This is a genomic window from Pseudomonas sp. HY13-MNA-CIBAN-0226 (genome assembly GCF_040310305.1).
Classification (GTDB): domain Bacteria; phylum Pseudomonadota; class Gammaproteobacteria; order Pseudomonadales; family Pseudomonadaceae; genus Aquipseudomonas; species Aquipseudomonas gregormendelii.
The window spans coordinates 70,558-96,733 of the sequence record NZ_JBEOPS010000019.1 but is presented as its reverse complement, the minus strand read 5'-3'; the positions used below and the strand labels follow the sequence as shown (position 1 = coordinate 96,733).

General features: G+C 61.9%; 24 protein-coding genes and 2 pseudogenes. 11 read left to right on the top strand and 15 right to left on the bottom strand.

Features of this window, described 5'->3' with window-relative positions; all coding sequences use genetic code 11:
* Nucleotides 1-31: 31 nt before the first annotated feature.
* On the top strand, nucleotides 32-1,087 hold the full coding sequence (locus AAEZ05_RS20730; RefSeq protein ID WP_350648636.1) for a permease: 1,056 nt from the start codon (nucleotides 32-34) through the stop codon (nucleotides 1,085-1,087).
* Nucleotides 1,088-1,131: 44 nt separating this feature from the next.
* Here the strand turns inward: AAEZ05_RS20730 and mnmH are convergent, their stop codons facing one another.
* Nucleotides 1,132-2,235: a tRNA 2-selenouridine(34) synthase MnmH gene (mnmH, locus tag AAEZ05_RS20725; RefSeq protein WP_045060945.1), complete on the bottom strand. Its 1,104-nt coding sequence runs from the start codon at nucleotides 2,233-2,235 to the stop codon at nucleotides 1,132-1,134.
* Nucleotides 2,235-3,269 carry a selenide, water dikinase SelD gene (gene selD / locus AAEZ05_RS20720; RefSeq protein ID WP_045060944.1) on the bottom strand — a complete coding sequence of 345 codons (1,035 nt, stop codon included), beginning with the start codon at nucleotides 3,267-3,269 and terminating at the stop codon, nucleotides 2,235-2,237. Before selD ends, mnmH begins: the two co-directional genes overlap by 1 nt.
* 230 nt (nucleotides 3,270-3,499) lie before the next feature.
* Here selD and AAEZ05_RS20715 point away from each other — a divergent pair, with 230 nt between their 5' ends.
* Entirely contained in the window at nucleotides 3,500-3,727 is a 228-nt protein-coding gene (locus tag AAEZ05_RS20715; protein WP_045060943.1) for a DUF6555 family protein, read from the top strand.
* An 84-nt stretch (nucleotides 3,728-3,811) separates the two neighbouring features.
* Here AAEZ05_RS20715 and AAEZ05_RS20710 read toward each other — a convergent pair whose 3' ends face one another.
* From AAEZ05_RS20710 to AAEZ05_RS20700, 3 genes are all read right to left on the bottom strand, one after another.
* Nucleotides 3,812-3,979, bottom strand: a complete 168-nt coding sequence (locus AAEZ05_RS20710) for a metallothionein (protein ID WP_350648634.1) — start codon at nucleotides 3,977-3,979, stop codon at nucleotides 3,812-3,814.
* An 82-nt stretch (nucleotides 3,980-4,061) separates the two neighbouring features.
* Nucleotides 4,062-4,514, bottom strand: a complete 453-nt coding sequence (locus tag AAEZ05_RS20705; RefSeq protein WP_045060942.1) for a DMT family transporter — start codon at nucleotides 4,512-4,514, stop codon at nucleotides 4,062-4,064.
* 2 nt (nucleotides 4,515-4,516) lie between these two features.
* On the bottom strand, nucleotides 4,517-5,002 hold the full coding sequence (locus tag AAEZ05_RS20700; RefSeq protein WP_045060941.1) for a DMT family transporter: 486 nt from the start codon (nucleotides 5,000-5,002) through the stop codon (nucleotides 4,517-4,519).
* A gap of 216 nt (nucleotides 5,003-5,218) precedes the next feature.
* On the opposite strand from AAEZ05_RS20700, the gene AAEZ05_RS20695 reads away from it, so the two are divergent.
* The gene (locus tag AAEZ05_RS20695; RefSeq protein ID WP_045060940.1) at nucleotides 5,219-6,154 is read left to right on the top strand and encodes a LysR family transcriptional regulator; all 936 of its coding nucleotides are present in this window, start codon (nucleotides 5,219-5,221) and stop codon (nucleotides 6,152-6,154) included.
* A 112-nt stretch (nucleotides 6,155-6,266) separates the two neighbouring features.
* On the opposite strand, the gene ctpM is transcribed toward AAEZ05_RS20695, so the two are convergent.
* A complete protein-coding gene (gene ctpM / locus AAEZ05_RS20690; protein WP_502947781.1) occupies nucleotides 6,267-7,943 on the bottom strand; it encodes a methyl-accepting chemotaxis protein CtpM in 1,677 nt (558 codons plus the stop codon).
* Nucleotides 7,944-8,140: 197 nt separating this feature from the next.
* Nucleotides 8,141-9,457: a Na+/H+ antiporter family protein gene (locus AAEZ05_RS20685; protein ID WP_177328578.1), complete on the bottom strand. Its 1,317-nt coding sequence runs from the start codon at nucleotides 9,455-9,457 to the stop codon at nucleotides 8,141-8,143.
* A 325-nt stretch (nucleotides 9,458-9,782) separates the two neighbouring features.
* Here AAEZ05_RS20685 and AAEZ05_RS30815 point away from each other — a divergent pair.
* Both AAEZ05_RS30815 and AAEZ05_RS30810 read left to right on the top strand, forming a co-directional pair.
* Nucleotides 9,783-11,072, top strand: a pseudogene (locus AAEZ05_RS30815) (methyl-accepting chemotaxis protein); the annotation flags it as partial.
* Nucleotides 11,073-11,174: 102 nt separating this feature from the next.
* Nucleotides 11,175-11,930 (top strand): methyl-accepting chemotaxis protein, encoded by a 756-nt coding sequence (locus AAEZ05_RS30810; RefSeq protein ID WP_412072549.1) that lies wholly within the window; start codon nucleotides 11,175-11,177, stop codon nucleotides 11,928-11,930.
* 218 nt (nucleotides 11,931-12,148) lie between these two features.
* Here AAEZ05_RS30810 and AAEZ05_RS20675 read toward each other — a convergent pair whose 3' ends face one another.
* From AAEZ05_RS20675 to AAEZ05_RS20660, 4 genes are read right to left on the bottom strand one after another with little or no spacing between them, the layout of a single operon-like run.
* Nucleotides 12,149-13,462, bottom strand: a complete 1,314-nt coding sequence (locus AAEZ05_RS20675) for an ATP-binding protein (RefSeq protein ID WP_205892467.1) — start codon at nucleotides 13,460-13,462, stop codon at nucleotides 12,149-12,151.
* Nucleotides 13,459-14,127, bottom strand: coding sequence for a response regulator transcription factor (locus AAEZ05_RS20670; RefSeq protein ID WP_045060935.1), 669 nt, complete (start codon nucleotides 14,125-14,127; stop codon nucleotides 13,459-13,461). The genes AAEZ05_RS20675 and AAEZ05_RS20670 overlap by 4 nt, the downstream gene beginning before the upstream one ends.
* 3 nt (nucleotides 14,128-14,130) lie before the next feature.
* Nucleotides 14,131-14,454, bottom strand: a complete 324-nt coding sequence (locus tag AAEZ05_RS20665; RefSeq protein WP_045060934.1) for a PepSY domain-containing protein — start codon at nucleotides 14,452-14,454, stop codon at nucleotides 14,131-14,133.
* Nucleotides 14,454-14,762, bottom strand: coding sequence for a PepSY domain-containing protein (locus AAEZ05_RS20660; RefSeq protein WP_350648631.1), 309 nt, complete (start codon nucleotides 14,760-14,762; stop codon nucleotides 14,454-14,456). The genes AAEZ05_RS20665 and AAEZ05_RS20660 overlap by 1 nt, the downstream gene beginning before the upstream one ends.
* A 149-nt stretch (nucleotides 14,763-14,911) precedes the next feature.
* Here AAEZ05_RS20660 and AAEZ05_RS20655 point away from each other — a divergent pair, with 149 nt between their 5' ends.
* Entirely contained in the window at nucleotides 14,912-15,991 is a 1,080-nt protein-coding gene (locus AAEZ05_RS20655) for a patatin-like phospholipase family protein (protein WP_350648629.1), read from the top strand.
* A gap of 74 nt (nucleotides 15,992-16,065) precedes the next feature.
* Nucleotides 16,066-16,422 (top strand): 6-carboxytetrahydropterin synthase QueD, encoded by a 357-nt coding sequence (queD, locus tag AAEZ05_RS20650; protein ID WP_028621713.1) that lies wholly within the window; start codon nucleotides 16,066-16,068, stop codon nucleotides 16,420-16,422.
* Between the two features lie 19 nt (nucleotides 16,423-16,441).
* Here the strand turns inward: queD and AAEZ05_RS20645 are convergent.
* Nucleotides 16,442-16,522 (bottom strand): annotated as a pseudogene (locus tag AAEZ05_RS20645) (outer membrane lipoprotein carrier protein LolA); the annotation flags it as partial.
* A 124-nt stretch (nucleotides 16,523-16,646) separates the two neighbouring features.
* Here AAEZ05_RS20645 and AAEZ05_RS20640 point away from each other — a divergent pair.
* The 4 genes from AAEZ05_RS20640 to AAEZ05_RS20625 all read left to right on the top strand — a co-directional run bounded on the left by AAEZ05_RS20640 (nucleotide 16,647) and on the right by AAEZ05_RS20625 (nucleotide 21,331).
* Nucleotides 16,647-17,471 carry an alpha/beta fold hydrolase gene (locus AAEZ05_RS20640; protein WP_350648627.1) on the top strand — a complete coding sequence of 275 codons (825 nt, stop codon included), beginning with the start codon at nucleotides 16,647-16,649 and terminating at the stop codon, nucleotides 17,469-17,471.
* A gap of 71 nt (nucleotides 17,472-17,542) precedes the next feature.
* Complete coding sequence (gene codB, locus AAEZ05_RS20635; RefSeq protein ID WP_350600366.1) at nucleotides 17,543-18,814, top strand: cytosine permease; 1,272 nt, start codon at nucleotides 17,543-17,545, stop codon at nucleotides 18,812-18,814.
* A gap of 13 nt (nucleotides 18,815-18,827) precedes the next feature.
* The gene (gene codA, locus AAEZ05_RS20630) at nucleotides 18,828-20,072 is read left to right on the top strand and encodes a cytosine deaminase (protein ID WP_240889150.1); all 1,245 of its coding nucleotides are present in this window, start codon (nucleotides 18,828-18,830) and stop codon (nucleotides 20,070-20,072) included.
* A gap of 107 nt (nucleotides 20,073-20,179) precedes the next feature.
* A complete protein-coding gene (locus AAEZ05_RS20625) occupies nucleotides 20,180-21,331 on the top strand; it encodes an MFS transporter (protein WP_045060872.1) in 1,152 nt (383 codons plus the stop codon).
* A gap of 732 nt (nucleotides 21,332-22,063) precedes the next feature.
* On the opposite strand, the gene AAEZ05_RS20620 is transcribed toward AAEZ05_RS20625, so the two are convergent.
* The 3 genes from AAEZ05_RS20620 to AAEZ05_RS20610 all read right to left on the bottom strand — a co-directional run bounded on the left by AAEZ05_RS20620 (nucleotide 22,064) and on the right by AAEZ05_RS20610 (nucleotide 26,112).
* The gene (locus AAEZ05_RS20620; RefSeq protein WP_350648624.1) at nucleotides 22,064-24,490 is read right to left on the bottom strand and encodes a TonB-dependent siderophore receptor; all 2,427 of its coding nucleotides are present in this window, start codon (nucleotides 24,488-24,490) and stop codon (nucleotides 22,064-22,066) included.
* A 97-nt stretch (nucleotides 24,491-24,587) separates the two neighbouring features.
* On the bottom strand, nucleotides 24,588-25,571 hold the full coding sequence (locus AAEZ05_RS20615; protein ID WP_045062646.1) for a FecR family protein: 984 nt from the start codon (nucleotides 25,569-25,571) through the stop codon (nucleotides 24,588-24,590).
* 40 nt (nucleotides 25,572-25,611) lie between these two features.
* Nucleotides 25,612-26,112 carry a sigma-70 family RNA polymerase sigma factor gene (locus tag AAEZ05_RS20610; protein WP_045062644.1) on the bottom strand — a complete coding sequence of 167 codons (501 nt, stop codon included), beginning with the start codon at nucleotides 26,110-26,112 and terminating at the stop codon, nucleotides 25,612-25,614.
* Between the last annotated feature and the right edge of the window lie 64 nt (nucleotides 26,113-26,176).

Sequence of the window (26,176 nt, the reverse complement as noted above, 5' to 3'; positions counted from 1 at the left end):
AACCCTTTCCTTCTTGCCCCGGAACCTCCCCATGTCACTCTCATCCACAGCTGCCCCCTCCAGGGGCTGGTCGTTCTGGTGGAAACCTGCGCTTTTTGTCCTGGTCGCCTGTATTGGCCTGTATTACGTCAAATGGTCGCCCTACTACGCCAAGGCTTTCCTCGCCGCTGACAACCACAGCATCGGCGCCTCCATCCTCAACGACGCCCAGACCGCTCCCCTGGCCGCTGCACTGACCTATGCCAAGGTGTATTTCCTGGCGATCTGGAAAGCTGCAGTGCTGGCAGTGATTCTCGGCTCGTTGCTGCAGGTGTTGATCCCCCGCGACTGGCTGCTTCGCCTGTTCGGCCGCGCCGGTTTTGCCTCGACCTTGCGCGGCGGCCTGTTCGCCCTGCCGGGCATGATGTGTTCATGCTGCGCGGCACCGGTAGCGGCCAGCATGCGTCGCTCCAATGTGTCGGTCGGCGCCGCGCTGGCGTTCTGGATCGGCAATCCGGTGCTCAACCCGGCCACGCTGGTGTTCATGGGCTTCGTGCTGGGTTGGGGCTTTACGGCGCTGCGCCTGGTGGCGGGTATCGTGCTGGTGTTTGGCGTGTCCTGGGTGGCGCAGCGCATGTCCGGCCCTCAGGTGCTGCCTGAAGCGGCTGTGGAAGCAGTGAGTGAAGCGAGCACGGTGGATGTGCAACCGTTCCTGGTGCGCTGGGGCCGCACGCTCTGGCAATTGTTCTGGAGCACTATCCCGATTTACATCCTGGCAGTGCTGGTGCTCGGCGCAGTGCGGGTCTGGGTGTTTCCGCACATCGATGGCGCCACGGCCAACAGCCTGATGTGGCTGGTGCCGTTGGCGATCATCGGCACTTTGTTCGTGATTCCAACGGCAGCGGAAATCCCCATCGTGCAAACCATGATGACCCTCGGCATGGGCACCGCCCCCGCCGTTGCGCTGCTGATGACCCTGCCGAGCATCAGCCTGCCGTCGCTGCTGATGCTGCGCAAGGATTTCGATGCGAGGGTGCTGGTGAGTGTGGCGCTGATGACCATGGGGATTGGTGTGGTTAGCGGGTTGATTGGGGCGGCTTTGCTGTAGATTTTGTGGCGCCCGTGAGGGCGCCATCGCGGGCTCAGGTAACATCATCCCCGCTGAACAGCACGCTCCAGCAGATACTCGAGCACCGCATCCCGCTCCCCGGCAAACTCGATTCGCGCGCCCTTTTTCTCGCGCTGGAACGCATACATCGGGTCGTAATACTCGCTCAACAAGCCCTCGATCCAGGCCCGGTGCAGGTCCACCGAGCCGCTGCGTGCCTGTTCCGCCAACGCATCCTCCATCAACAGCAGCATGCGCCGGTGCCGTTCGCCACCCAGGCGTTTTTGCACATTATTGAGGCTTTCCAGCAACCGCTCGGAGAACAGCGCAAACCCGACTTCGCCATGCACAGTGATGAATTCCGCGCACAGGTCTACCACGTAATCGCGCAGGATCCGCTCGACCCGCCCTTGCAGGCTGTCTTCCAGCCAGACCATCGGATACTGCTGCATGCCCTGGAACAACGGCAGCGGCAAGGCGCAGCTGCCGACCGTGCGGCTCTCGTCTTCCAATACGAAGCGCTCGATGCCAACCGCACGTTTTTTCAAGATGTCCACGGCCAGGCGGTTTTCAAAATCGATGTTGGAGGGCTGGTCAGTGGCGCGTTTGCCGAAACTGGAGCCGCGGTGATTGGCATGGCCTTCCAGGTCCAGACCGTTGCTCAACTGCGTGAGCACCTCGGTCTTGCCGGTACCGGTCATGCCGCCCAGCAACACGAAATCACACTGCGTCACTGCCTGGTCGACCGTGTCCAGCAGGAACGAGCGCATGGCCTTGTAGCCGCCACCGACTCGTGGGTACTCGATGCCCGCCTCGTCCTTGAGCCACTGCTGCACAAGCTGCGAGCGCAAGCCACCGCGAAAACAGTACAGATAACCTTCAGGATGGGCCTGGGCAAAATCGGCCCAGGCCTGGATACGTTCGGCCTTGATCGCACCGGACACCAGTTGGTGCCCGAGGGTGATCGCTGCCTCCTGCCCATGTTGCTTGTAACAGGTGCCGATGCGCTGGCGCTCGTGGTCATTCATCAGCGGCAGGTTGACCGCGCCGGGAAACGAGCCCTTGGCGAATTCCACCGGCGCACGAGCATCGAGCATGGGTCGGTCGTTGAGGAAAATGGCGCGGTAGTCGGTGCAGTCGATTGGCATCAGAACACCTCGACCGCATGGGTCTGTCGCTCAACCAGCTCACCGATGGGCTCAAGGGTCAGTCCCAGTTCGGCGGCCACGCTCAGAAACTGCGGGTTGCCTGCCGGAGTGACCGCTATCAGCAGGCCGCCGCTGGTTTGCGGGTCGCACAGCACACGCTTGTGCAGTTCCTGCAGACGTCCCAGTTTGCTGGCATAGCTGTCGAAATTGCGCAGGGTGCCGCCGGGTACGCAACCTTGTTCGAGGTAGTACTCGACCCCGGCCAGGCGCGGCACGCGGTCGTACTCGATACGCGCGGTCAGGTGGCTGCCGTCGGCCATTTCCACCAGGTGCCCGAGCAGGCCGAACCCGGTGACGTCGGTCATCGCGGTCACGCCCTCAAGCTTGCCGAAACGGCTGCCAGGCTTGTTCAGGGTGCACATCCAGTCGCGGGCCAGGCCGATATCGGCATGGCGCAACTTGCCCTTTTTCTCGGCGGTGGTGAGGATGCCGATCCCCAGGGGTTTGGTGAGGTACAACAGGCATCCGGCGGTCGCGGTGTCGTTGCGTTTCATGTGGCGTTTTTCCACCAGCCCGGTCACGGCCAGGCCGAAAATCGGCTCGGGCGCGTCGATGGAGTGCCCGCCGGCCAAGGGAATGCCTGCTTCATCACAGATCGAGCGACCGCCACGAATCACCTCCCGGGCGATTTCCGGGGCCAGCACGTTGACCGGCCAGCCGAGAATGGCGATTGCCATCAGCGGATCGCCGCCCATGGCGTAGATGTCGCTGATGGCGTTGGTGGCGGCGATGCGACCGAAGTCGAACGGGTCATCGACGATCGGCATGAAGAAGTCGGTGGTCGAGACCACCCCACGTTCTTCGTCGATGGCATAGACCGCCGCATCATCACGCGAGGCATTGCCGACCCACAGATTCGGGTCCAGGTTCTGCGCCCCGCTGCCTGCCAGGATCACTTCCAGCACCTGGGGGGAAATCTTGCAGCCGCATCCTGCGCCGTGGCTGTATTGGGTCAGACGAATCGGCTCGCTCATGGGGGGCACCTTGTGAAGTCAGGTCGACAATCGTACAGCAATCACCTGGACGATCAGAGCCGGCCTGTGATCTTTGGGCCTTCAGGCCAAAAAACCACCGTGCAGGTTCCCTCAGCTATAGTCAGTTTCAGGTTGGGGGCCCATCCCAACTCGCTGCCGTCTGACAATCCGACTGAATTTTCCGGCCCGCCCATGATCCTTCTAATACCACAGGGAGAATCACGGGCTTTATGAACAACGCAAAATTATTCGTCATTGAGTACACCCTTCATGGCGCCCCCAAGTCTTTCATTATCCGTCTGGACAAGATGGACAACGCAGAGGCTTGGCATTGGGCAAGCTGTGACGCCGGTGTGGGTCGGATCCCGCGCTTTGGCCGGGAGAAGGTGCAGAAGACCAGCAAACCGATGGCCGAGAAATTCGGCGTCGAGAACGTGACCTGGCGGCCGGCTGGCTGACCCGCGAAGCATGGTTTGCCCAAAACAACAGTGGAGCCTGAAAAGGCTCCACTTTGTTTGGGTGACCGGTTACTGGGTGACCGGTTAACTGTGCGCGCACTTGCAGCCTTTGGATGAACACTGTTCGCCATGCTCGTGGTGCTTGGCGCACGCTTCGCAGCAGTAATGCTTGCCGTGTCGAGCGATCGGGTGCTCACCCAGCTCGCACTTGCATTTGGGGCAGTCGCAGGTATCAGTCCTGGTTACGGTCATGGTCTTGACTCCATCGTTATGGTCGTCCGGATGCAGCGGATGCCCACCCGTGATTACAGTGTAGGACCATCAACCATCGACGTTACGCCTGCCGCGTATTACTGCGATACATGAACACCAGCGCCAGCGCCAGGCACACCATCGCCAGGATCCGGCTGCCCGACAACTCGATTGCCGGGTTGCCCAGCCAGCCGAAATTGTCGATCAGCATGCCCATGCCCAACTGCCCGACGATAACCGCCACAGTGGCGACAGCAGCCCCTACCCGTGGCACTGCGCCGACCATCACCATCATGTAGACCACGCCGAAGAGGGCGCCGCTGAGCTGCCATTTCGGCACGTCGAGCAGACTCACCGCATGGGCCGGTTCGAAGAACAGGATCAGCAGGCCGGTGACCACAGCGCCGACCACGAAGGTCAACAGACTGCTGCGCAACACGCCCACCGTTTCACCCAGGCGTCCATTGATCGCCGCCTGCACACTCAACACCGCACCGGCCGCTACGACCACCGCCAACAAAATAAACAGACTCATCATCAACCCCTGGCAATCAGAACAAGTGCGGCAACAATCAACACCAACGCCAGCCAGCGTTCACCGTTGACCTTTTTGCGCGTTGCGCCGAACCAGCCGAAATGGTCGATCAGCACGCTTTTACCGACCTGCCCTGAAAGAATCGCGATCATCGTCATGGCGATGCCGATATGCGGCGTGGCCAGCGTCAATACGATCACGTACACGGGGCCCAGGAAACCGCCGATCAGTTGCCAGCGCGGCAAGGTGTTCAACGCCGGCCCCTGTTGCGGGCCGCTCATCAACAGCAGCAGAAACAAGATGGCCGAGCCAACGCCAAAGATGCTCAAGGTCGCCCACAGATGCCCGACCTGAACCCCCAGCGGCCCCAGCAACCCGGCCTCCACGGAAAGCCCCATGCCGGCCAGGATCACCAGCGGCAACAGCAGCAGCCGTAGCCCCGGTTTGGTGGCAGGCGTCGCAGCGACCTGTTCGATTGAAGATTGCATAAAGATAACCTGTGGTCAGTTAACACAAACCCATGTGGGCGCGAGCCTGCTCGCGAAAACGCTGCTCGGGTCGGCAACAAGCGGGTGAGCGATGATTTCGCGGGCAGACTTGCGCCCCACGGGCGAAGGAGGCGTGCATTATCGGCTGGCTTCCCTTTGCAATAAATGGGAGCATCCGGACAACACTTTTGCGCATTACGCACAGCAGGATTGATCATGCAGGGTCTCAACGAATTTGGATTCAAGGCGCTCAGGCTGTTTGTCGCGGTGCTGGACCATGGCAGTTTCTCTGAAGTCGCCCGTCGCGAAGGCCTGGCACCCTCCTCCATTTCGCGGCAGATCCAGCTGATGGAACAGGCCCTGAGCCAACAACTGCTGTACCGCCACACGCGCGCCGTCACCCCTACCGAGGCCGGGCGCATGCTGGGGCACCATGCGCGGTTGGTGCTGGTGCAGCTCGAGGAAGCCGAACAGGCGCTGCAGGAGCAGCGAAGCGAGCCGAGTGGACTGGTTCGGATAAACGCCCCGGTGGTCTTCGGGCAACGGCACCTGACGCCCTGGCTTGGCCAGTTGTGCGAGCGCTACCCGAAGCTGCAACTGGATATCCAGCAGACCGACAGCTACGTCGATCCGCTGCAGGAAGGTGCCGACCTGCTGTTCCGCATCGGCCCCCTGCACGACTCGAGCATGCAGGCGCGAATTCTGGCGCCCCATCGTTTCCAGGTGGCGGCCAGCCCGGCGTATCTTAAGCGTCGCGGCACCCCGAGGCGTCCCGACGAGCTCGTCGCCCATCAGTGTCTGGCCTACAAAGGCGTGGCCGGTCAGCAGCGCTGGTTCTTCCGCAAAGATCAGCAGGACTGGGTGGCTTACTCGGTGAAGGGGCCAATCACCGGCAACCATGCCGACACTCTCACTCAAGCGGCGGAACAGGGCCTGGGGCTGGTGATGTTTCCGTCATGGCTGATTGGCGAAGCGGTGCGTAACGGCACGCTGGTGCCCGTGCTGGAGGAGTATCAGGTATCCAATAGCCTGGAACCGCAGCAGATCGCCGTCCTGTGGCCCGGTAGCCGACGGTTGTCGGTAAAGGTCAGGACGGTGATCGATTTTTTTGTCGAATGCTTCGGGGCGGTGCCGTACTGGGACCGACCGTAGCTGGCGAGGCAGGCAGTGCGCTATGGCACCATCCTGGAGCAGGCAAGCTGCCCCCCTCGCCACAGGAGCTCAATTGCCACAGACGTGTAAAGGCCACCAAAAACGTCAGGCGTCAGATACGGAACTGCCCAACCAGTCCGCCCAACCGTTGCCCCAGGTCTGCGAGGCTACGGGTGGTTTGTGCGCCGAGCTGGGTTTCGTCAGCGACGCTGTCCACGGCTGCCGCAATCTGATGCACGCTGCGGTTGATCTCTTCGGCCACGGCCGTCTGCTCTTCGGCGGCGCTGGCGATCTGCGCGTTCATCGAGTTGATCGTGCCAATCAACTGCGCCATCGCATCCAGCGAAGCGCCCGCCTCGTTGGCCTGGGCGCTGGTGCCGTCGCCGGCCTCACTGGAGCGACGCATCGCCTCAACCGCTGACTGCGTGCCCGCCTGCAAACGGTCGATCATGCCCTGGATTTCCTGGGTGCTGATTTGCGTGCGACTGGCCAGCGCCCGCACTTCGTCCGCCACCACAGCAAAGCCGCGGCCCGCCTCGCCGGCGCGAGCCGCTTCGATCGCGGCATTGAGGGCCAGCAGGTTGGTCTGGTCAGCAATCGAGCGAATCACCCCGAGCACGCTGACAATCGACGACACGTCCTGCTGCAAACTGTCCAGCGACACGCCGCTGCTGCGAATGTCGTCCACCAGTGCATGAATCTTCACGATGCTGCCAGCCACTACCCGCTTGGCCGCCTGGCCCTCTTCATCCGTCTGCTGAGCCGCTACCGCAGCGTTCTGCGCGCTTTTGGCAACTTCCTGGGCCGCCGCCGACATTTCATTGATCGCCGTGGCCACCTGATCGGTCTCGTGACGCTGGCGCTCCATCGCCTGGTCCGAACGCTGGGCCTGAGCGGATACCTGAGTCACCAGGCCGGTCAGCTGCGAAGTCATTTCAGTGATCTGGCGCACCAGCCCATGGATCTTGTCGACAAAACGATTGAACGAGCCCGCCAGTTCGCCAAGTTCATCCTGGCTGGTAATGGTCAGGCGGCGAGTCAGGTCACCCTCGCCTGCCGCGATGTCATCGAGGTTGGCCTTCATCAGGTGCAGTGGACGCAAGATCGTGTTGGACAGCAACACGCCAGCAGCGGCGATCACCAGCAAGACCACGGCAGCGATGCCGACAATGCTCCACACCACCCCTTCCATGCGCGCCTGTACCTTGGCCTCGACCAGCGCCACCTGCGCCTCAATGCCGTCGAGATTCACCGACGTACCCACCGCCATGTCCCATTTGGCCAGGTACTCGGTGTAACCAAGCTTGGGCACCAGCACCTGGGTGTTGCCCGGCAACGGTGAACTGTATTGCAGGTAATGGGTGCCGTCCTTCGCGACTTTCACCAGGTCGCGGTTGACGTACACGCCGTTCGGGTCGCGGTTGTCCTTGAAGCTCTGGCCGACGCCTTCCGGGCTGTTGGCCTTGAACAGGCGCACGGTGTTGGAGTCATAGCCGAAGAAATAGCCGTCCTTGCCATAGCTGATGCTCGACAGCAATTTGATCGCCTGGGCCCGCGCGCCATCGTCGCCGGGGGCGGCGGCTTCGTAGAGAGGTTTGATCGTGGACACGGCCACGGCCACGTAGCTTTGCAAGGTGGCCTTGGCGTCAGAGAGCAGGCGTTGCCGGGTTTCCTCCACTTCGTTGCGCGCCTGTTGCTGCAGGATAAACAGCGTGGTCAGACTGATGACCAGCGCAAAGAGCAGCACCGGGAGGACGGCGAGGGACAGGACTTTAGCCTTGAGGCTCATGCGCATGACATTCACTCTTTTGATTTATTGGCGTGCCTGGAAGCTTTAACGGCACGCCGGAGCAAAAGTTGAATATCACCCACTGTAGGCGTGAGCCTGCTCGCGATAGCGGAGTGTCAGCCAACATCAATGCTGAAAGTCAGGCCGTCATCGCGAGCAGGCTCACTCTCACAGGGGAGATCAGTGAGGCGTGGGGATCACAACACCATCGCCGCCACCCAGCCGAAGGCCAGCAGCGGCAGGTTGTAGTGCAGGAAAGTCGGCACCACAGTGTCCCAGATATGGTGATGCTGGCCATCGACGTTCAAGCCGGAGGTCGGGCCGAGGGTCGAATCGGAGGCTGGGGAGCCCGCATCCCCGAGTGCACCTGCAGTGCCGACGATGCACACGATCGCCAGCGGGCTGAAGCCCAGCTGCACGCACAGTGGCACGAAAATCACCGCCAGGATCGGCACCGTCGAGAACGACGACCCGATGCCCATGGTCACCAGCAACCCCACCAGTAACATCAACAAGGCACCAATGGCCTTGCTGTGACCGATCCAGGAAGCGGCGGTTACGACCAGCGACTGCACATCTCCAGTGGCCTTGATCACTTCGCCAAACCCCGAGGCGGCGATCATGATGAAGCCGATCATCGCCATCATCTTCATGCCTTCGGTGAACAGATCGTCGGTATCACGCCACTTCACAATTCCCGACACCGAGAAAATCAGAAACCCTGCCAGGGCGCCAATGATCATCGAGTCGAGCAGCAGCTGGATCACGAACGCGGCGATGATCGCCAGGCCCGCGACCATCAGGCTCAGCGGGTTGTATTGCACCGCCACCTGCTCGACCTGCTCGATCTTGCCCAGGTCGTAGACGCGCTTCTTGCGGTAGCTGAAAAACGCAATCGCCAGGCCAAACACCATGCCCAGCGCCGGGATACCCATCGCGTGGGTGACATTGATGCCGCTGATATCAACGCCGCTGCGGGCGACGTTGGCCAGCAGGATCTCGTTGAGGAAGATGTTGCCAAAGCCCACCGGCAGGAACATGTACGGCGTGATCAGCCCGAAGGTCATGACGCAGGCGATCAACCGTCGATCCAGTTGCAGCTTGGTCAGCACGTACAAAAGCGGCGGCACCAGCAACGGAATAAAGGCGATATGTATCGGCAAGATGTTTTGCGAGGCGATGGCCACGACCCCCAGCAGGCCGATCAGCAACCATTTGACCCGGCCGCCACTGCTGGCGTGCTGGCGATCAACCATGGCCAGCGCCTTGTCTGCCAGGGCATGGGCCATCCCCGACTTGGCAATCGCCACCGCGAACGCCCCCAGCAAGGCATAGGACAGCGCAACGGTAGCCCCGCCCCCAAGGCCGCTGTTGAACGCTTTAAGCGTGGCGTCGATGCCCAGGCCGCCGGTCAGGCCACCGACCAGCGCGCCCACGATCAGCGCGATCACTACGTGTACGCGGGACAGGCTGAGTATCAGCATGACGCCGACCGCAGCAATTACTGCATTAATCATCGTTACCTCAAGGCAAGCAGAATGAGCTCAGCCGGCAGTCTGCGAAGAGCCGCCAGCGGATTTTAGAACGGGTTTTATTAGAGGGCGCGCACTGTGCCGCAGCACTGCCAGCTTGTCAAAGCCAACACGATCCCGTACGAGCTGCCGCAGGCTGCGATCTTTTGAGCTTCTGGCGTCATCAAGAACATTGAAAATCAAAAGATCGCAGCCTTCGGCAGCTCCTACCGGGTGAAATTCGATATTCGGTAAACACCATCAAGAATCCCGAGTAACGGCCGCTACAGTACCAAGCCGCAGATATTTATCGAATAAGGACGTCTCCATGTCGCTCAGACAACTTTCCATTCAATGGAAAATCACCCTGCTGGCCGGGCTTTGCCTGGCGGGTATCGTGACCCTGCTGGTGGGTCTTTCGCTGTATCGCATGGAGCACAGTTCCGCCTTGGTGAAGGCCTCGAGCACGGAGATGCTCAATGAAGCCGCCCAGGCACGTATTCAATCCCAGGGTGAAAACCAGGCGCTGGTCATTCGCCAGCAGTTCATGGACGCCTACCAATACGGCCATGGCTTCTCGCGCCAGGTGCTGTTCCTGCGCGACCAGGCGGAAAAGCGCTTCCTCGACGCCTTCGACCTGCGCGAAGACCTGACCCGCCAGGTCAAGTCGGCACTGCAGGCCAACCCGGAACTGCTCGGCCTGTCACTGGTGTTCGAAGTCAATGCCCTGGACGGCAAAGACGAACTGTTCGCCGGCCAGGCCGAGCTGGGCAGCAACGACAAGGGCCGCTTCGCCCTGTACTGGTCGCAGCCCACTCCGGGCCAGGTAACGTCCATGGCGTTGCCGGAAAGCGACATGGCCGACACCAATGCCGGCCCCAGCGGCGAACCGGCCAACGCCTGGTTCACCTGCCCGCGCACCTCGCTCAAGCCGTGCGTCATCGAGCCGTACTTCTACAAGATCGACGGCCAGGACGTGTTGATGACCAGCATCGTCTTTCCGCTGATGGTCAACGGCAAGGTCATCGCTTCGCTGTCGGTGGACATCAACCTCAACAGCCTGCAATCAATCAGCCAGGCGGCGAGCAAGAAGCTCTACGACGGCCAGACCCACGTCAGCATCATCAGCCCGGTCGGCCTGCTGGCCGGCTACAGCCCGGACTCGAGCAAACTCAGCCAGCGCCTGGACAGTGTCGACAAGAGCAGCGGCGCCGAGCTGATTCGTTTGCTGGCGACCAGCGACAAGACAGCCAGCCTGCACAGCGACCAACAGCTCAAGGTGCTCGCACCCTTCGAGCCGATCCCCGGTGGCAAATCCTGGGGCGTGCTGCTGCAAGTGCCGGAAAAAGTCCTGGTCGGTCCTGCCGAAGCCCTGGAACGACAACTCGATGAGAGCAACACCACTGGCACCCTGGTTGAACTGGGCCTGGGCGTGCTGGCCGCGTTGATCGGCCTGCTGCTGGTGTGGCTGATGGCCCGCAGTGTGACCAAACCGATCCTCGGGGTGGCGCGCATGCTCGAAGACATCGCCAGCGGCGAAGGCGACCTGACCCGCCGACTGGCCTACGACAAGCAGGACGAACTGGGCCAGTTGGCCGGCTGGTTCAACCGCTTCCTGGACAAGCTGCAGCCAATCATCGCCGAAGTGAAACGCTCGGTGCAGGATGCGCGCAGCACGGCTGACCAATCCTCCGCGATCGCCACTCAAACCAGCGCCGGCATGGAGCAGCAGTATCGCCAGGTGGACCAGGTTGCCACCGCGTCCCACGAAATGAGCGCCACCGCCCAGGACGTCGCCCGCAGTGCAGCGCAAGCCGCCCAGGCCGCCCGCGACGCGGACCATGCGACTCGCCGTGGCCTGACCGTGATCGACCAGACCACCACCAGCATCGACAACCTTGCCGCCGACATGAGTGCGGCGATGGTGCAGGTCGAAGGCCTGGCAGCCAACAGCGAGAAAATCGGCTCGGTGCTGGAAGTGATTCGCGCCATCGCCGAACAAACCAACCTGCTGGCCTTGAACGCCGCCATCGAAGCCGCTCGCGCGGGTGAAGCCGGTCGCGGCTTTGCCGTAGTGGCCGATGAGGTGCGCAACCTGGCGAGACGTACCCAGGAGTCGGTCGAGGAAACCCGCCTGGTGATCGAGCAGCTGCAAAGCGGTACACAGGAGGTGGTGGGCTCGATGAGCAACAGCCATCGCCAGGCCCAGGGCAGCGTCGAGCAGGTTGGCCAGGCCGTGACCGCCCTGCGCCAGATCGGCGAAGCGGTGACGGTGATCAGCGACATGAACCTGCAGATCGCCAGTGCGGCGGAAGAACAGAGCGCCGTGGCTGAAGAGATCAACAACAACGTGGCGACGATTCGCGACGTCACGGAGTCGCTGTCGGGGCAGGCGAATGAGTCGGCGCGGGTCAGCCAGTCACTTAACAGCCTGGCGAATCAGCAGCAGAGCTTGATGGATCAGTTTCGCGTGTGAGCCACTCCACAGCGCACGGGTGAGCCAATGTGCAAGAGCCAATGTGGGAGCGAGCCTGCTCGCGATAGCAGAGTGTCAGGCAACTAGATGTCGACTGACATACCGCTATCGCGAGCAGGCTCGCTCCCACAGGGAGTGTCAGGCAACTAGATGTCGACTGACACACCGCTATGGCGAGCAGGCTGGCTCCCGCAGGGACTTTGGGGCAGTTTCAGGTCTCAGCGCCTGGGCAGTTCAATCACCACCCGCAACCCGCCCCACTCACTCTCTTCCAGGCGCAACACCCCGCCCCACGTGTCGACGATATCGCGCACGATCCCCAGCCCCAAGCCGTGCCCATCGGTTTGCTCATCCAAACGGGTGCCGCGGCTGAAGACCTGGGTCCGTTGATCCTCGGGTATTCCCGGCCCGTCATCCTCCACATCCAACTCAAACCCTGCCGTCGTCTCCACCACGCTCAAGCGCACCTCGGCATCCGCCCATTTGCAGGCGTTGTCCAGCAGGTTGCCGAGCAGTTCCAGCAGGTCTTCACGATCCCAGGGCAGTTGCAGCCCCTGGGGCGCGCGGTAGCTCAGGTGCAAATGTTCACCGTGGATCATGTTCAGCGTCGCCAGCAACCCCGGTAACTCGCCAGCGCAATCGAACAAGGCGCCCGGCAGCGCATCGCCGGACAACCTTGCGCGATTGAGCTCTCGATTGAGCCTTTGCCGGACCTGCTCCAGCTGCTCCTTGAAGATCCTGCGCAATTCGGGGTGGTCATCGAGTTTTTCACTCGAGGCCAGGCTCACCAACACCGCCAGCGGGGTTTTCAAGGAGTGACCAAGATTGCCCAGGGCATTGCGCGAGCGCTTGAGGCTGTCCTCGGTGTGCGCCAGCAGATGGTTGATCTGCGCCACCAACGGCTCCAGCTCTACCGGGACCTGATCGTCCAGCTGCGAGCGCTGCCCCTGTTGCAACTGGGCGATCTGCTCGCGGGCCTTTTCCAGGGGACGCAATGCTCGACGTACGGTGACCCGTTGCAGCACCAGAATCAGCAGCAGCCCCGCCAGTCCCAGCCCGAGGCCGACCTGTTGCATGCGCAGAAAACTGTCGCGCACCGGGGTGTAGTCCTGCGCCACGCTGATGGAAATCGACTGCCCCAGCCGCCGATAGTCGGAACGCAACACCAGCAACTGCTGGCCCTCGGGCCCCAGTTGCAGGTTGCTGTGCAGCCCCGATTCAGTGAGTTGGGGAAACTCCTGGTCCCACAGGGATCGCGAGCGCCAATGTTTGTCGGCGAAGTCGATGCGGAAGTAGTGCCCGGAGAACGGCCGCTGATAGGCCGGCGCCAGGTGCCGCTCCTCCAGTTGCAAACCCTGGGGCCCACGTACCAGTGCCACCAGCAGGTTCTCGCTGTCGTTGCGCAGGCCCGCCTCAAGGTAGCGCTGCAAGCCCATTTCGAACAGCCACAGGCTGGTCTGCGCCAATACCAGGCCGACAATCACCATCACGCTGATCAGGCCCAGGCTCAAGCGGCGCTGGATCGACCTCACTTGGCTTGCCCGCCGAACAGGTAACCCTGGCCGCGACGGGTTTCGATCACGCTGCGGCCCAGCTTGCGTCGCAGATGATTGACGTGGACCTCCAGCACGTTGGAATCACGCTCTGTTTCACCGTCGTAGAGGTGCTCTGCCAAGTGGCTCTTGGACAGGATCTGTTCGGGGTGCAGCATGAAATAGCGCAGCAGGCGAAATTCCGCAGCGGTGAGCAAGATGTCGGCACCGTCCCGCGTCACACATTGGCGGCCTTCATCCAGATGCAGGCCCGCCGCCTTGAGCGTCGGCTGGTTGGCCTGGCCGTGGGAGCGGCGCAACAGCGCCTGGACGCGCAAATGCAGCTCTTCGGGGTGAAAGGGTTTGGTCAGGTAATCGTCGGCGCCGGCCTTGAGGCCTTCGATGCGTTCGGACCAGGAACCGCGCGCGGTCAGGATCAGCACGGGTGTCGACAGACCACCGGCGCGCCATTGCGCCAGCACCTCAAGCCCGGGCAAACCAGGCAGGCCAAGGTCGAGGATGATCAGGTCATAAGGCTCGCTGCTGCCCTGGTACACCGCATCGCGGCCGTCGGCCAGCCAGTCCACGGCATACCCCTGGCGGTTCAGACCGGCCATCAATTCGTCGGCCAGGGGCACGTGGTCTTCCACGAGAAGCAAGCGCATCGGTCAATCTTCCTTGTCTTTCAGTAACTGGCCAGTGGTGGCGTCGAGGTCCAGCTCGCGGACTACGCCTTCGGCGGTCAACAGTTCGACTTCATAAATGTAGACGTCGTGTTTTTCTTCAAGCTCGGCTTCCAGCAATTTGGCCCCTGGATAGCGATCCAGGGCCTGCTGCAGCAGCTGCTCCAGGGGCATGATCACCCCTTGCTGGCGCAGGCGCAGGGCTTCGTCCTGATCCAGGTCGCGGGCCATCACCACAGAGCAGAAGACCAGCAGCGCCAGCCCCACTCGGAGGCTGGCGCGCGTGCCGGACAAAAAATGCACCTTCATTACGTATCCTGTTGATCCTTGAGAACCTGCCCGCTGACAGCGTCCAATTCCATGTCCCAATCGATACCCTGTGGGTCACGCATCTCCACCTGGTAGACGAACTTGCCGTACTCTTCTTCCAGCTCGGTCTCGGTGATGGTGGAGCCCGGGTGTTTGGACAGGGCTGTAGCATTGAGCTTCTCGAAAGACACAATGGTACCAGCGTCGCGCAGCCGCAGGGCTTCATCAGGGCCCAGGTCCCGGGCATGGGCGAGGCTGGCGGTCATGGCGATGAGGGAAGCAGTGAACAGGGCAGTCAGGGTTTTCATCGGTGTCTCCGAATTTTTTGGGTGTTGCTTACGGGAGCCACCTTAACGATTCGAACTTAACTGAAACTGAATGGCCATCATGCATTGCGCAAGGGTTTGACGTTCAAATCTCTTATAATCGCTCCCGCTTGCCAGAATCGAGATCCGGTATGACCGCCATCCACATCAAGTTCCCCGCCCTGACCCTCAAAGCCGGCCCTCGCGCCTTTGCGCGCATCCGTGAACAAGGGCTGAGCGCCGCCGACGTCGGCACGCTGCCCGGCGCCGCCGGTGGTCCCAAAGCCCTGGGGATTCAGGGACTGGACCTGGCGTTGTTCGGTGAGTGGTTGCCGGCCGCCCCGCGGGAGCGCTCGCTGATCGGCGCCTCGGTGGGCTCCTGGCGTTTCGCCAGCGCCTGCCTGCCGGACGCCGCCGAGGGCATCCGGCGTCTCGGCCGGCTGTACACCGAGCAGGATTTCAACAAGGGCGTGACCATGGCACAGATCAGCCAGAGCTCGCGGCGCATGCTCGAGGAGCTGCTCGACGGCCGCGACTCGGCGATTCTCGATAATGCGCATTATCGGCTGAACATCATGGTGGTCAAAAGCCACGGCCGGCTTGCGCAAGACCATCGTGGTCACCTGGGCCTGGGGTTGTCGACGGTGATCGCCGACAACCTGCGCAACCGCTCGCGCCTGTCGCGGCATTTCGAACGGCTGATCATCCACGATCCACGTCTCGCCCCGCCGGTGCACCCACTGACCGATTTCCCCTCGCGCTTCGTCGCATTGAACGCCGCCAACCTGCGCCAGGCACTGCTCGCATCCGGCTCGATCCCCATGGTCATGGAAGGTGTTCGGGACCTGCCGGGCGCTGGCGCCGGAACCTTTCGCGACGGCGGCCTGCTCGACTACCACCTCGACCTGCCCTACAGCGGCAATGACATCGTGCTGTACCCGCACTTCACCGACCGGATCATTCCCGGCTGGTTCGACAAGCCCCTGCCCTGGCGCCGCGCCTGTTCGACGCGGCTGCAGGACGTGCTGTTGCTGGCACCGTCAAGGCAATATCTGGCGCGCCTGCCCTTCGGCAAGCTGCCCGACCGCAATGACTTCAAGCGCTTCATGGGCGATGCGCCAAGCCGGCAGAAGTACTGGCGCGCGTCGATGGACGAAAGCCGTCGCCTGGGCGACGAGTTCCTCGAACTGGCCGCCAACGGTCGCCTCGGCGAACGCTTGCTGACCCTTTAGTCAGGACAAGCTGTTAAACTCGCCGCCTGCCCCTATCGCTGCGGCGATCGCCACCTGACAGAGCTCAAGACACTGTGGAAATCTTCAAAGAGTTTACGTTCGAATCCGCCCACCGCCTGCCCCATGTCCCGGACGGCCACAAATGCGGCCGCCTGCACGGTCACTCGTTCAAGGTGGCGATTCACCTCAGTGGCGACCTTGATCCGCATACCGGCTGGATTCGCGATTTCTCCGAGATCAAGGCGATCTTCAAGCCGCTGTATGAGCGACTGGATCACAACTACCTCAATGACATTCCTGGCCTGGAGAATCCGACCAGTGAAGTGCTGGCCAAGTGGATCTGGGGTGAGTTGAAGCCATTGCTGCCGGAACTCAGCGCGATCCGCATCCATGAAACCTGTACCAGTGGCTGCATCTATCGCGGCGAATAACCCAGAAAAACACATCCCCTACTGTAGGAGCGAGCTTGCTCGCGAAAAACCTGAGAGCGCCGCTGGATGCCAGACTTCCAGCGTTATCGTTGAAGACCATCGCGAGCAAGCACGCTCCTACAGATTGACGACATGCGTTTCGTCAGTGAAACACCCGAACAGCCTCCTGGGCTGTTTTTTTATGCCTATGCTTTTGGCCTCTTTCCCACCAGGAGGACATGGGCATGACTGACTGGCCGCTGCCCCAAACCTATCGCTTCAACGGACACGCCATCCGCTTCGCCGTACGCGGCGACGGCCCGCCGCTGGTGTTCGTGCATGGCACGCCCTTCTCGTCCCATGTCTGGCACCGCATCGCGCCGCATTTCATTGCCTCCCACCGTGTGCACTACTTCGACCTGCTGGGCTACGGGCAGTCGGAGAAGATCGACGGCGATGTGTCACTGGGCATTCAGAACGAGCTGCTGGCGCGACTGCTGGAACATTGGGGGCTGGACCGCCCGGATGTGGTTGCCCATGACTTCGGCGGCGCCACCGCGTTGCGCGCGCACTTGCTCAACGGCAAGGATTACCGCAGCTTGACGCTGATCGACCCGGTGGCGCTCACGCCCTGGGGCTCACCTTTCGTGCAGCACGTGCGCCAGCATGAAGCAGCGTTCAGTGGCTTGCCCGATTACATCCAGCGCGCCATCGTGCCGGCTTATATCCGTGGAGCGATCAAGCGTGATATCCCCGATGAGGAACTCGCGCCCTATGTAAAGCCGTGGCTGGGCGATCCGGGGCAGGCAGCGTTCTATCGACAAATAGCGCAGATGGACGAGCGTTACACCCAAGAAGTCGAAAACCAGTACCCGAACGTTCGGTGTCCCGTGCAGATCCTGTGGGGCGAGGACGATCAGTGGATCCCCATCGACCGCGGGCGTGCGCTGCACCAGATGATTCCAGGGTCGCAGTTTCATCCGATCGCCGATGCCGGGCACCTGATGCAGGAAGATGCCCCGGAGGCCATCGTCGCGGCGCTATTACGTTTCCTGCCATTACTCCCCTGAGCCCAGACCCGCGACATTGGCACGACCACTGCAACCCTCCTCGCGTCCTCCCTCCAGCAAAGGAACGCCTCATGACGCAAAACGCCCCCGGCAACGACTATCCCCTCAGCGAAGTCCCCCTGCACGCGCGCAAAGGCCTGGCCTCCACCGCCATGGTGTTACTGGGCTTCACCTTTTTCACCGCTACCATGTTCGCCGGCGGCAAGCTTGGCGTGGCGTTCAGTTTCGGCGAGATGATGGCGGTGATTCTTGTCGGTAACCTGCTGTTGGGGCTATACGCCGCAGCCCTGGGATACATCGCCTTCAAGAGCGGTCTCAATTCGGTGCTGATGGGGCGCTTCTGTTTTGGCGAAGTGGGCAGCAAGCTCAGCGACCTGATCCTGGGATTTACCCAGATCGGCTGGTACGCCTGGGGCACCGCGACCGCCGCCGTGGTGCTGGGCAAATACTTCGGCCTGGGCGACGGCCCCGTGCTGGGCTTGATGGTGCTGTTCGGTCTGGCCTTCTGCGCCACCGCGTATGTGGGTTATCGCGGCCTGGAAATTCTTTCCTACATTGCCGTGCCCGCCATGATGCTGCTTCTGATGCTGTCGATGTGGGTGGCCACGGTGGAAGTTGGCGGCATCGACGGCCTGCTGGCCGTCGTGCCCACGGGGACGCTGGATTGGTCGACCGCCATCACGCTGGTGTTCGGCACCTTCGTCAGCGGCGCTACCCAGGCGACCAACTGGACACGCTTCTCGCGCTCGGCGCGGGTGGCGGTGCTGGCGAGCCTGATCGGTTTTTTCATCGGCAATGGCCTGATGGTGTTGATCGGCGCCTACGGGGCCATCGTCTACCAGCAACCGGACGTGGTCGAAGTGCTTTTGCTGCAAGGTTTTGCCATGGCCGCAATGGCGATGCTGCTGCTCAACATCTGGAGCACCCAGGACAACACCATCTACAACTTCGCGGTTGCCGGCTGCAACCTGCTGCGCACCGGTCGACGCAAGACCGTGACCCTGGCCGGCGCAGTGATCGGTACGGCGCTGGCCCTGCTGGGCATGTACGACATGCTGGTGCCCTACCTCATCCTGCTCGGCACGGTGATTCCGCCGATAGGCGGGGTGATCATGGCGGACTTTTTCTTCCGCTATCGCGGTCAATATCCACGACTGGCCGAAGCGCGCCTGCCGGCGTTCAACTGGCCCGGGCTGGGCGCTTATGCGGTCGGCACCGTGGCCGCTTTCAGTTCGCCGTGGGTCGCGCCTCTGGTAGGGATTGCCGCTGCCGCGCTAACGTATGTGCTAATGACCAGTGTACTTGGCGCCCGAGTCGCCAACGCACCACTACAAGATCTCTAGAAGGATTCGCCTGATGCATATCATCAATGCCCGCCTGCGCAACCAAGAAGGCCTGCATGAGCTGCACCTGGAAAACGGCCTGATCAGCAATATCGCCCGGCAGACCGAAGCCCCGACCCTGGGCCCCGAAGACCTGGACGCTGGCGGCAACCTGGTGATCCCGCCCTTTGTCGAACCGCACATTCACCTCGACGCCACCCTCACCGCCGGCGAACCGCGCTGGAACATGAGTGGCACGCTGTTCGAAGGCATCGAGTGCTGGAGCGAGCGCAAGGTCACCATTACCGAAGAAGATACCAAGACCCGCACCCGCAAAACCCTGCAGGCCCTCGCAGCCCATGGCATCCAGCATGTGCGCACCCACGTCGATGTCACCGATCCGCAGCTCACTGCGCTGAAGGCGATGCTCGAAGTGCGCGAGGAAAGCCGGCACCTGGTGGACATGCAAATCGTCGCGTTCCCCCAGGAAGGCATCGAGTCCTATCGCAACGGTCGCGAGTTGATGGAAGAAGCCATTCGCATGGGCGCCGACGTGGTGGGCGGCATTCCGCATTTCGAGTACACCCGGGACCAGGGTGTAAGCTCGGTGAAGTACCTGATGGACCTGGCCGAGCGCACCGGCTGCCTGGTGGATGTGCACTGCGACGAAACCGACGACCCGCATTCGCGCTTCCTTGAAGTGCTGGCCGAAGAGGCCCGTAGCCGCGACATGGGGTCGCGCGTCACGGCCAGTCACACCACGGCCATGGGCTCCTACGACAATGCCTACTGCGCCAAGCTGTTCCGCCTGCTGGGCCATTCGGGGATCAGTTTTGTTTCCTGCCCGACCGAAAGCATTCACCTGCAAGGCCGCTACGACAACTTCCCGAAACGTCGCGGGGTGACACGGGTCAACGAACTGCTCGAAGCGGGCATGAACGTGTGCTTCGGCCAAGACTCGATCGTCGACCCCTGGTATCCGCTGGGTAATGGCAACATCCTGCGGGTACTGGAGGCCGGGCTGCACATCTGTCACATGCTCGGCTACCGCAACCTGCAAAGCGCCCTGGACCTGGTGACCGACAACAGTGCTAAAGCGATGGCCCTGGGTGACCGCTACGGCCTGGAACGCGGGAGGCCAGCGAACCTGCTGATCCTGTCGGCAGACAGCGACTACGAGGTGATTCGCAGCCAGGGTTTGCCTTTGTATTCGGTGCGCAATGGCAAGGTGCTGATGAAGCGGACGATGCCGCAGGTTGAGTTGTTTGGTCCGCGTTGAGTGATGGGTTGACTGCAACGCCTGCGCCACGATGTGCCCCTGCCTGACCGAACCTCACAGGACAGTCGCTGTCCCTTGGGGACGCGACGTTTTAACCAAGGATTGCAATGAGTAACCTCAACACCCCCACCACCTTCATCCCCGGACGCCTGGAGCAGATGTCCACGCGGGTCGCTTTTTTCATCGCCGGTTTTGGCATCGCCGCCTGGGCGCCCCTGGTGCCCTATGCCAAGGCCAGGGCCGGGCTGGATGAGGGCACGCTGGGGCTGCTGCTGTTGTGCCTGGGGGTGGGCTCGATCCTGGCGATGCCAATGGCCGGGATCCTGGCCACGCGCTTCGGCTGTCGGCGAGTGGCGGTCGGCGGCACGCTGCTGATTTGTGCGGCGCTGCCATTGCTGGCAACGGTGACGTCGATACCGGCGCTGATCGCCGCCCTGTTCATGTTTGGCGCAGGCCTGGGCACGGTGGATTCGACGGTCAACCTGCAAGCGGTGATCGTCGAACGCGCCAGCGGCAAGACCATGATGTCGGGGTTCCATGGGTTGTTCAGTCTGGGCGGGATCGTCGGCGCAGCAGGGGTCAGTGCCCTGCTCGGCTTTGGCCTTACGCCGCTGACGGCGATGCTGGTGGTGGTGGTGATGCTGCTGGTCGCGCTGTGCAAGGCTGCCCCTCACATGCTGCCTTACGGCAGCGAAAGCTCCGGTCCGGCGTTCGCCATTCCTCATGGCATCGTGCTGTTCATTGGCGGGATGTGCTTCATCGTGTTCCTCGCCGAGGGCGCGGCGCTGGACTGGAGCGCGGTGTTCCTGGCGCAGGAGCGCGGCATCGACACGGCCTATGCCGGGTTGGGTTACGCGGCGTTTGCCTTGACCATGACCGTGGGCCGCTTGACCGGTGACCGAATTGTCCGGCATCTGGGCGCCACCCGGGTGATTGTGTTTGGCGGGCTGACGGCGGCAGCGGGGTTGTTCCTGGCGACCTTTGCACCCAACTGGGAGTTTGCCCTGGTGGGGTATGCGCTGCTGGGCGCGGGTTGTTCGAACATTGTGCCGGTGCTTTACACCGCGGTCGGTAAGCAGACAGTGATGCCCGAGAGCGTCGCGGTGCCGGCTATCACTACCCTGGGTTACGCAGGGATCCTTGCGGGGCCGGCGGTGATCGGGTTTATCGCCCATGGCAGCAGTTTGAGCTTTGCGTTTGGGTTGATGGCGGTGTTGCTGGTGGCGGTGGCTATTGGCGGGAAGGTGTTGAAGGTTTGACTGCTGTTTTCAGGTTTGGGCCCATATCCGTTTCTGCGGTCTCGGCGCTCATGGCTCCGCGCCTACGGCATCTGATGTTTCCTGTAGGAGCTGTCGTAGGAGCTGTCGAGTGAAACGAGGCTGCGATCCTTTGATCTTGCTCTGCGTACATATCCATTGAAGCGGTCAGGGCGGCTTATGGTTCCGCCCTTACGGCGGGTTACACCGTTTCTTCTGTAGGAGCTGTCGAGTGAAACGAGGCTGCGATCTTTTGATCTTGCTCTGCGTACATATCCGTTGCTGCGGTAACGGCGGGTTATGGTTCCGCTCTTACAGCGGGTTACTTGGAAAAGCGCCAAGTAACCAAGCGCTTTCTGCCCCACCACTCGGCACCTCGCCTAGGCTCGGTGTGCCCTCACTCCGGCAGTGCTCCGCGGGTCGCCGCGATGGGCCATCCCTGGCCCAGCGCGGCTAAACCGGCATCCTTGCCGGTTTCCCCGCTACGCAATGCCTGCGTTCGGCCAGCGTGGTTAACGGGGCGCCTGCGATCAAGAACTTCGCCGTGGCGGCCTTCGGGCCGACCAAGGCATCAAGCCGGCGCGCTGCGCGCGTTTGTGCGCACATCCCGAATTGAAATGAACACCTATGGGCGGTGATAACATTGGGAGCAAAGCTTGATCCGGACGGCGTTCCGACGATGCAGGTCAACGATAACGCCCAATTCTTGGCTAAACCCAACACATTAATTTGATCTCAAAACCCAACACTACCCTGCACAAAAAACGTCCGCGGTGCCCCCACATACATGCCCGCATTATTGTCGCTGGAACGGGTGAAGTACTGCTTGTCGAAGACGTTCTTCACCCCCGCCCCCAGCTTCAGGTTAGACAGCGTCGCGCCAAAGTCATAGCCGCCACGCACGTTCCAGGTGACGTACCCCGGAATGTCGCCGTACTGACCATCCGCGGTGCCTTCGGTGATGTAATTGCCGCTGAAACTGCCATCGGCGTTCACTGCCGTACCCGGTGAGCGCTGTTTTGACTGGGCGAACGCGTCCACGTTCCAGGTCCAGCGATCGACGTCGTAGCGCAGCCCGGCGGTGGCTACCTGACGCGAATAGAACGGCAAGTCGCGCCCCTTGAAGCCTGGAATTTCTCCTTCATACACCGCCCGGGTGTAGGTGAAGCCGGCGTTGGCCGTCAGGCCATCGAGTCGTGGGTCCAGCGCGGCAAGGTCGTAATGCACCGAGGCTTCGAGGCCCTGGTGAGTCGTCGCACCGAGGTTGGTCCAGCCCGCGTCATTGCTGATGTACTGCAGTTCTTTATCGAAGTCGATGTAGAACAGCGTCACCTCCCCGCCCCACACGTCATCGTTGTAGCGAGTGCCGATCTCATAGGTCTTGGCCTTTTCCGGGTTCAGGCCGTTGGCCGTCTCGTCACCGGTGCCGCCCTGGCCGAGCTGGAAATATTGCAGGCTGCCAAAGGACGTTTCGTAGTTGGCGAACAGCTTCCAGGCGTCGGAAAGGTGGTACATCACACTCAGCGCCGGCAGCGGTTCGTTGCTGTCGATGCTGCGGTTTTTTTCCGCTACCGGCCTGCCCGCCGTGTCCAGTACCGGGCGATCGTGCCAGTCGGTGCTGATGTGTTCGAAGCGGATGCCCGGCGTTACGGTCCACTTGCCGACGTCGATCTTGTTGTCCACGTAGACCGAGTTGGCCTCGGTGCCACCCGTGCGGTCCTGGTACACATGCCCGTCGGCGCCCGGACTCACCACCGGCTCGTTGCTGTCGTTCAGCCCCAACCGGCTGGCCGATTCGTGCATGCCCTCCTTGAGGTAGCGATAACCGACACTGACTTCCTGGGTGGTCTGGCCGAGGTCGAACACATGAGACACCCGCGGCTCGATGCCGAAGGTGTAGTAGGTGCGCGGGAAGGAACCGAGGGTTTTCTGATCGCGCGCGGCGATTTTGCTGCCACGAAAGCTGTCGTAATAGTAAGTCAGCACTTCAGCCTGGGTGCGGTCATCGATCTGCCGCGCCCACTTGAACGACACCTCCTTGCGACGTCCAGTGAAGCTGTCGTTGTTGCGGTCGGACTGGAAAGGATTGGCGTCGTACTGCGCCTGGGTCAGACCGCCGGGCATATCGGCACTGGCGTCGTAGTAATGCAGATTGAGGCTGAAATCATCCACATCGGTGGGCGCCCAATGGGTCTTGAGCATCACGTCATCGATGTCGTTGCCATTGTTGCGCTCACGGTAACCGTTGCCGTTGACGCCCGAATACAACAGCGCCACGCCCATGCCGTTGTCCGCCGTACCGCCGAAGAACGCCGTATCGATGTGCTTCCAGCCACCGTGCCGGGAGGTTTCCAGGGTGGTGCCTATCTCGGCGGACGCTTGTTCAGGGATCGCCCGGGTGACGAAGTTGATCACCCCGCCCACGTTCTGCGGTCCATAACGCACCGAGCCGGCGCCACGCACCACGTCGATGCTGTCGAGGTTGCCGGAGGAGATCGGCGCCATCGACAGTTGCGGCTGGCCATAGGGCGCGAAGGCTGCCGGTACGCCGTCAATCAACACGGTGGAGCGTGGCGACAGGCGCGACGTCAGGCCGCGCACGCCGACGTTCAGGGAAATATCGCTGCCACCGGTGCCGTTGGCATCCTGTACCTGCACGCCCGGTACCCGCTTCAACACGTCGCCGACCGTCATTGCGCCTTGCTCGACCATGGCCTCGCGACGGATCACCGTGCGTGCGCCGGCGTGGTTCTGCACCACGGCTGCATCGGCATCGCCGAGCCAATTGCCGACCACCTTGATATCCGTCACGCCGAGCTCCAGCGGCCCTTCCTGGGCGGAAGTCGGTGTGGGGGTCAGGGTCACCGAGCCTGCATCGATCTGATAATCCAGGCCGCTGCCCTGCAGCAGCTGGCGCAAGGCCTGCTCGGGGGAAAGTTTACCGTCTACGGCCGGTGCCTGTTTGCCGGCGACCAGCTCCGGGCTGAAAAAAACCTGCAGCGAAGTCTGCTGGCCCAGCTGACTCAAGGCCTGCCCCAACGGCTGCGCCTCGATGTGGATGGCGTCCGCAGCAAATGCCTGGGGCAGCGCGCAGTTGACGGCCAAGGCCAGGGCCAGCGGCAACCAGGGTGATTTTTTGTTATGGGCGATGGTTTTTTTCACGTCGAAACTTGTCCTGTGAATCGCAAGAGCATGCGTTTGTTAATGCAAACCAGTTGCAGTTGGACAAGAAGACGAAGAACTCGAAAAAAACCTGAATCTATTTTGAAATTATTTCCTGACTGCCGTCATCGAGGGTGCGCACGGCTACCGGGAGAATGCTTGGCAAGGCCTTCAACAGGGCATCGGTGTTGTCAGATTTGAACACGCTGGTCAGGCGTAGATTGGCCACTTTGTCGTTGGCGACCGTGATCGGCTTGTCACGATAACGGGAGGCTTCGGCGGCCACTTCGCTCAGGCTCGCGTTATTGAACACCAGCTTGCCGCTGCGCCAGGCGGTCAGCTGCGCTGCATCCACCGCATACGCCGCGGCGACCTTGCCCTGGAGATCGACACGGGTGCCCATGCCGGCGACGAGGTCGATGGAGGGGCTATCGGCAACGTCCCGTCCCTGGACCTTGACGGTGCCCTGCTCGACCACCACGCGGGTTTCGCCGGCGTCGCGGCGCACATCAAAACGGGTGCCTGTCACCGTGACTCTGCCACTGCCCGACTCCACCACGAACGGACGATCGGCGTCGTGCTCGACGCTGAACATCGCCTCGCCTTCGGTCAGCTCGACGGCGCGACGGTGCTGCGCAAAATGCACTTGAATACGGCTGCGACTGTTGAGGTCGATCGTCGAACCGTCCGGCAACGCCACTTGCTGACGCTCGCCCAGCGCCGTGGAGAACTCGCCAGTGTAGGTAGCCGGCTGATCCATCGTGGTGAACCAGCCCAGCCCCAGAGCCACGGCCAGCACGCTGGCGGCCACGGCATAACGCAAGATTGGCCGACGTGTGCTGCGCGCTGGCGGCACGTCACACAAGGCCTGCAGACGCGCCGCCGGCAGCAGGTCAGCCGCCGACCACATGCCTTCAAGTACCTGGAATTCATAATGGTGCTGCGGGTGCTCGGCCAACCAGGCTGCAAACTGCTGACGCTCCAGGACATCCACCACCGGCTCCTGCAAAACCACGAACCAGCGCGCCGCCTCATCGCGAACCGCCGTGGGTCCGCACGCGCAATCACGAGTATCCATCATGGAAGTTCCTGTTTGGCGGAGAATGGAAAGACGCGACCGATCATGATTGCAACCCATCCAGGCGATCGCGCAGATGCCGCAGCGTGCGGATCATATACTTTTCCACCATGTTCTTGGACAGTCCCAGGCGTTCGGCGATCTCGGCCTGGGTCAGACCTTCGATCTTCTGCCACACGAACACCTTGCGGCAATTGACCGGCAACTCGGCCAGCGCGAGTTCGATGGAATCGGCCAACTGGATCGCCTGCACGAAATGCTCCGGGTCGCCGCACGAGGACACACTGTGATCGATCGCCCCCGACTCCATGGCGCCTCGTCGATCCTCGCGACGATAGCCGTCCACTGCAATATTGCGCGCTGTCTGATGCAGATATGCACGAGGCTGCTCCACCGCCGCCGGATCCGACTCAAGCACCCGCACAAAGGTATCGTGGGCCAGATCCTCGGCCTGCTGACGATTTCTCAGGCGACGGGTCCAGGTGCCAACCAACTCTTCGTAATGCTCGAAAAAGCCGGGCCTGCGGGGCAGCTTGGGGGTCATTGCGGCGTGCTGTGGAGACGGGACGTGAATAGTAATGCTTCCTATTAAACCTAAGCAATGGATT

Coding starts and splice junctions, on each gene's coding strand:
- AAEZ05_RS20730 (WP_350648636.1), top strand. CDS start 32: ATGTCACTCTCATCCACAGCTGCCCCCTCCAGGGGCTGGTCGTTCTGG.
- mnmH (WP_045060945.1), bottom strand. CDS start 2,235: ATGCCAATCGACTGCACCGACTACCGCGCCATTTTCCTCAACGACCGA.
- selD (WP_045060944.1), bottom strand. CDS start 3,269: ATGAGCGAGCCGATTCGTCTGACCCAATACAGCCACGGCGCAGGATGC.
- AAEZ05_RS20715 (WP_045060943.1), top strand. CDS start 3,500: ATGAACAACGCAAAATTATTCGTCATTGAGTACACCCTTCATGGCGCC.
- AAEZ05_RS20710 (WP_350648634.1), bottom strand. CDS start 3,979: ATGACCGTAACCAGGACTGATACCTGCGACTGCCCCAAATGCAAGTGC.
- AAEZ05_RS20705 (WP_045060942.1), bottom strand. CDS start 4,514: ATGAGTCTGTTTATTTTGTTGGCGGTGGTCGTAGCGGCCGGTGCGGTG.
- AAEZ05_RS20700 (WP_045060941.1), bottom strand. CDS start 5,002: ATGCAATCTTCAATCGAACAGGTCGCTGCGACGCCTGCCACCAAACCG.
- AAEZ05_RS20695 (WP_045060940.1), top strand. CDS start 5,219: ATGCAGGGTCTCAACGAATTTGGATTCAAGGCGCTCAGGCTGTTTGTC.
- ctpM (WP_502947781.1), bottom strand. CDS start 7,943: ATGAGCCTCAAGGCTAAAGTCCTGTCCCTCGCCGTCCTCCCGGTGCTG.
- AAEZ05_RS30810 (WP_412072549.1), top strand. CDS start 11,175: ATGGAGCAGCAGTATCGCCAGGTGGACCAGGTTGCCACCGCGTCCCAC.
- AAEZ05_RS20670 (WP_045060935.1), bottom strand. CDS start 14,127: ATGCGCTTGCTTCTCGTGGAAGACCACGTGCCCCTGGCCGACGAATTG.
- AAEZ05_RS20665 (WP_045060934.1), bottom strand. CDS start 14,454: ATGAAGGTGCATTTTTTGTCCGGCACGCGCGCCAGCCTCCGAGTGGGG.
- AAEZ05_RS20660 (WP_350648631.1), bottom strand. CDS start 14,762: ATGAAAACCCTGACTGCCCTGTTCACTGCTTCCCTCATCGCCATGACC.
- AAEZ05_RS20655 (WP_350648629.1), top strand. CDS start 14,912: ATGACCGCCATCCACATCAAGTTCCCCGCCCTGACCCTCAAAGCCGGC.
- AAEZ05_RS20640 (WP_350648627.1), top strand. CDS start 16,647: ATGACTGACTGGCCGCTGCCCCAAACCTATCGCTTCAACGGACACGCC.
- codB (WP_350600366.1), top strand. CDS start 17,543: ATGACGCAAAACGCCCCCGGCAACGACTATCCCCTCAGCGAAGTCCCC.
- codA (WP_240889150.1), top strand. CDS start 18,828: ATGCATATCATCAATGCCCGCCTGCGCAACCAAGAAGGCCTGCATGAG.
- AAEZ05_RS20625 (WP_045060872.1), top strand. CDS start 20,180: ATGAGTAACCTCAACACCCCCACCACCTTCATCCCCGGACGCCTGGAG.
- AAEZ05_RS20615 (WP_045062646.1), bottom strand. CDS start 25,571: ATGATGGATACTCGTGATTGCGCGTGCGGACCCACGGCGGTTCGCGAT.
- AAEZ05_RS20610 (WP_045062644.1), bottom strand. CDS start 26,112: ATGACCCCCAAGCTGCCCCGCAGGCCCGGCTTTTTCGAGCATTACGAA.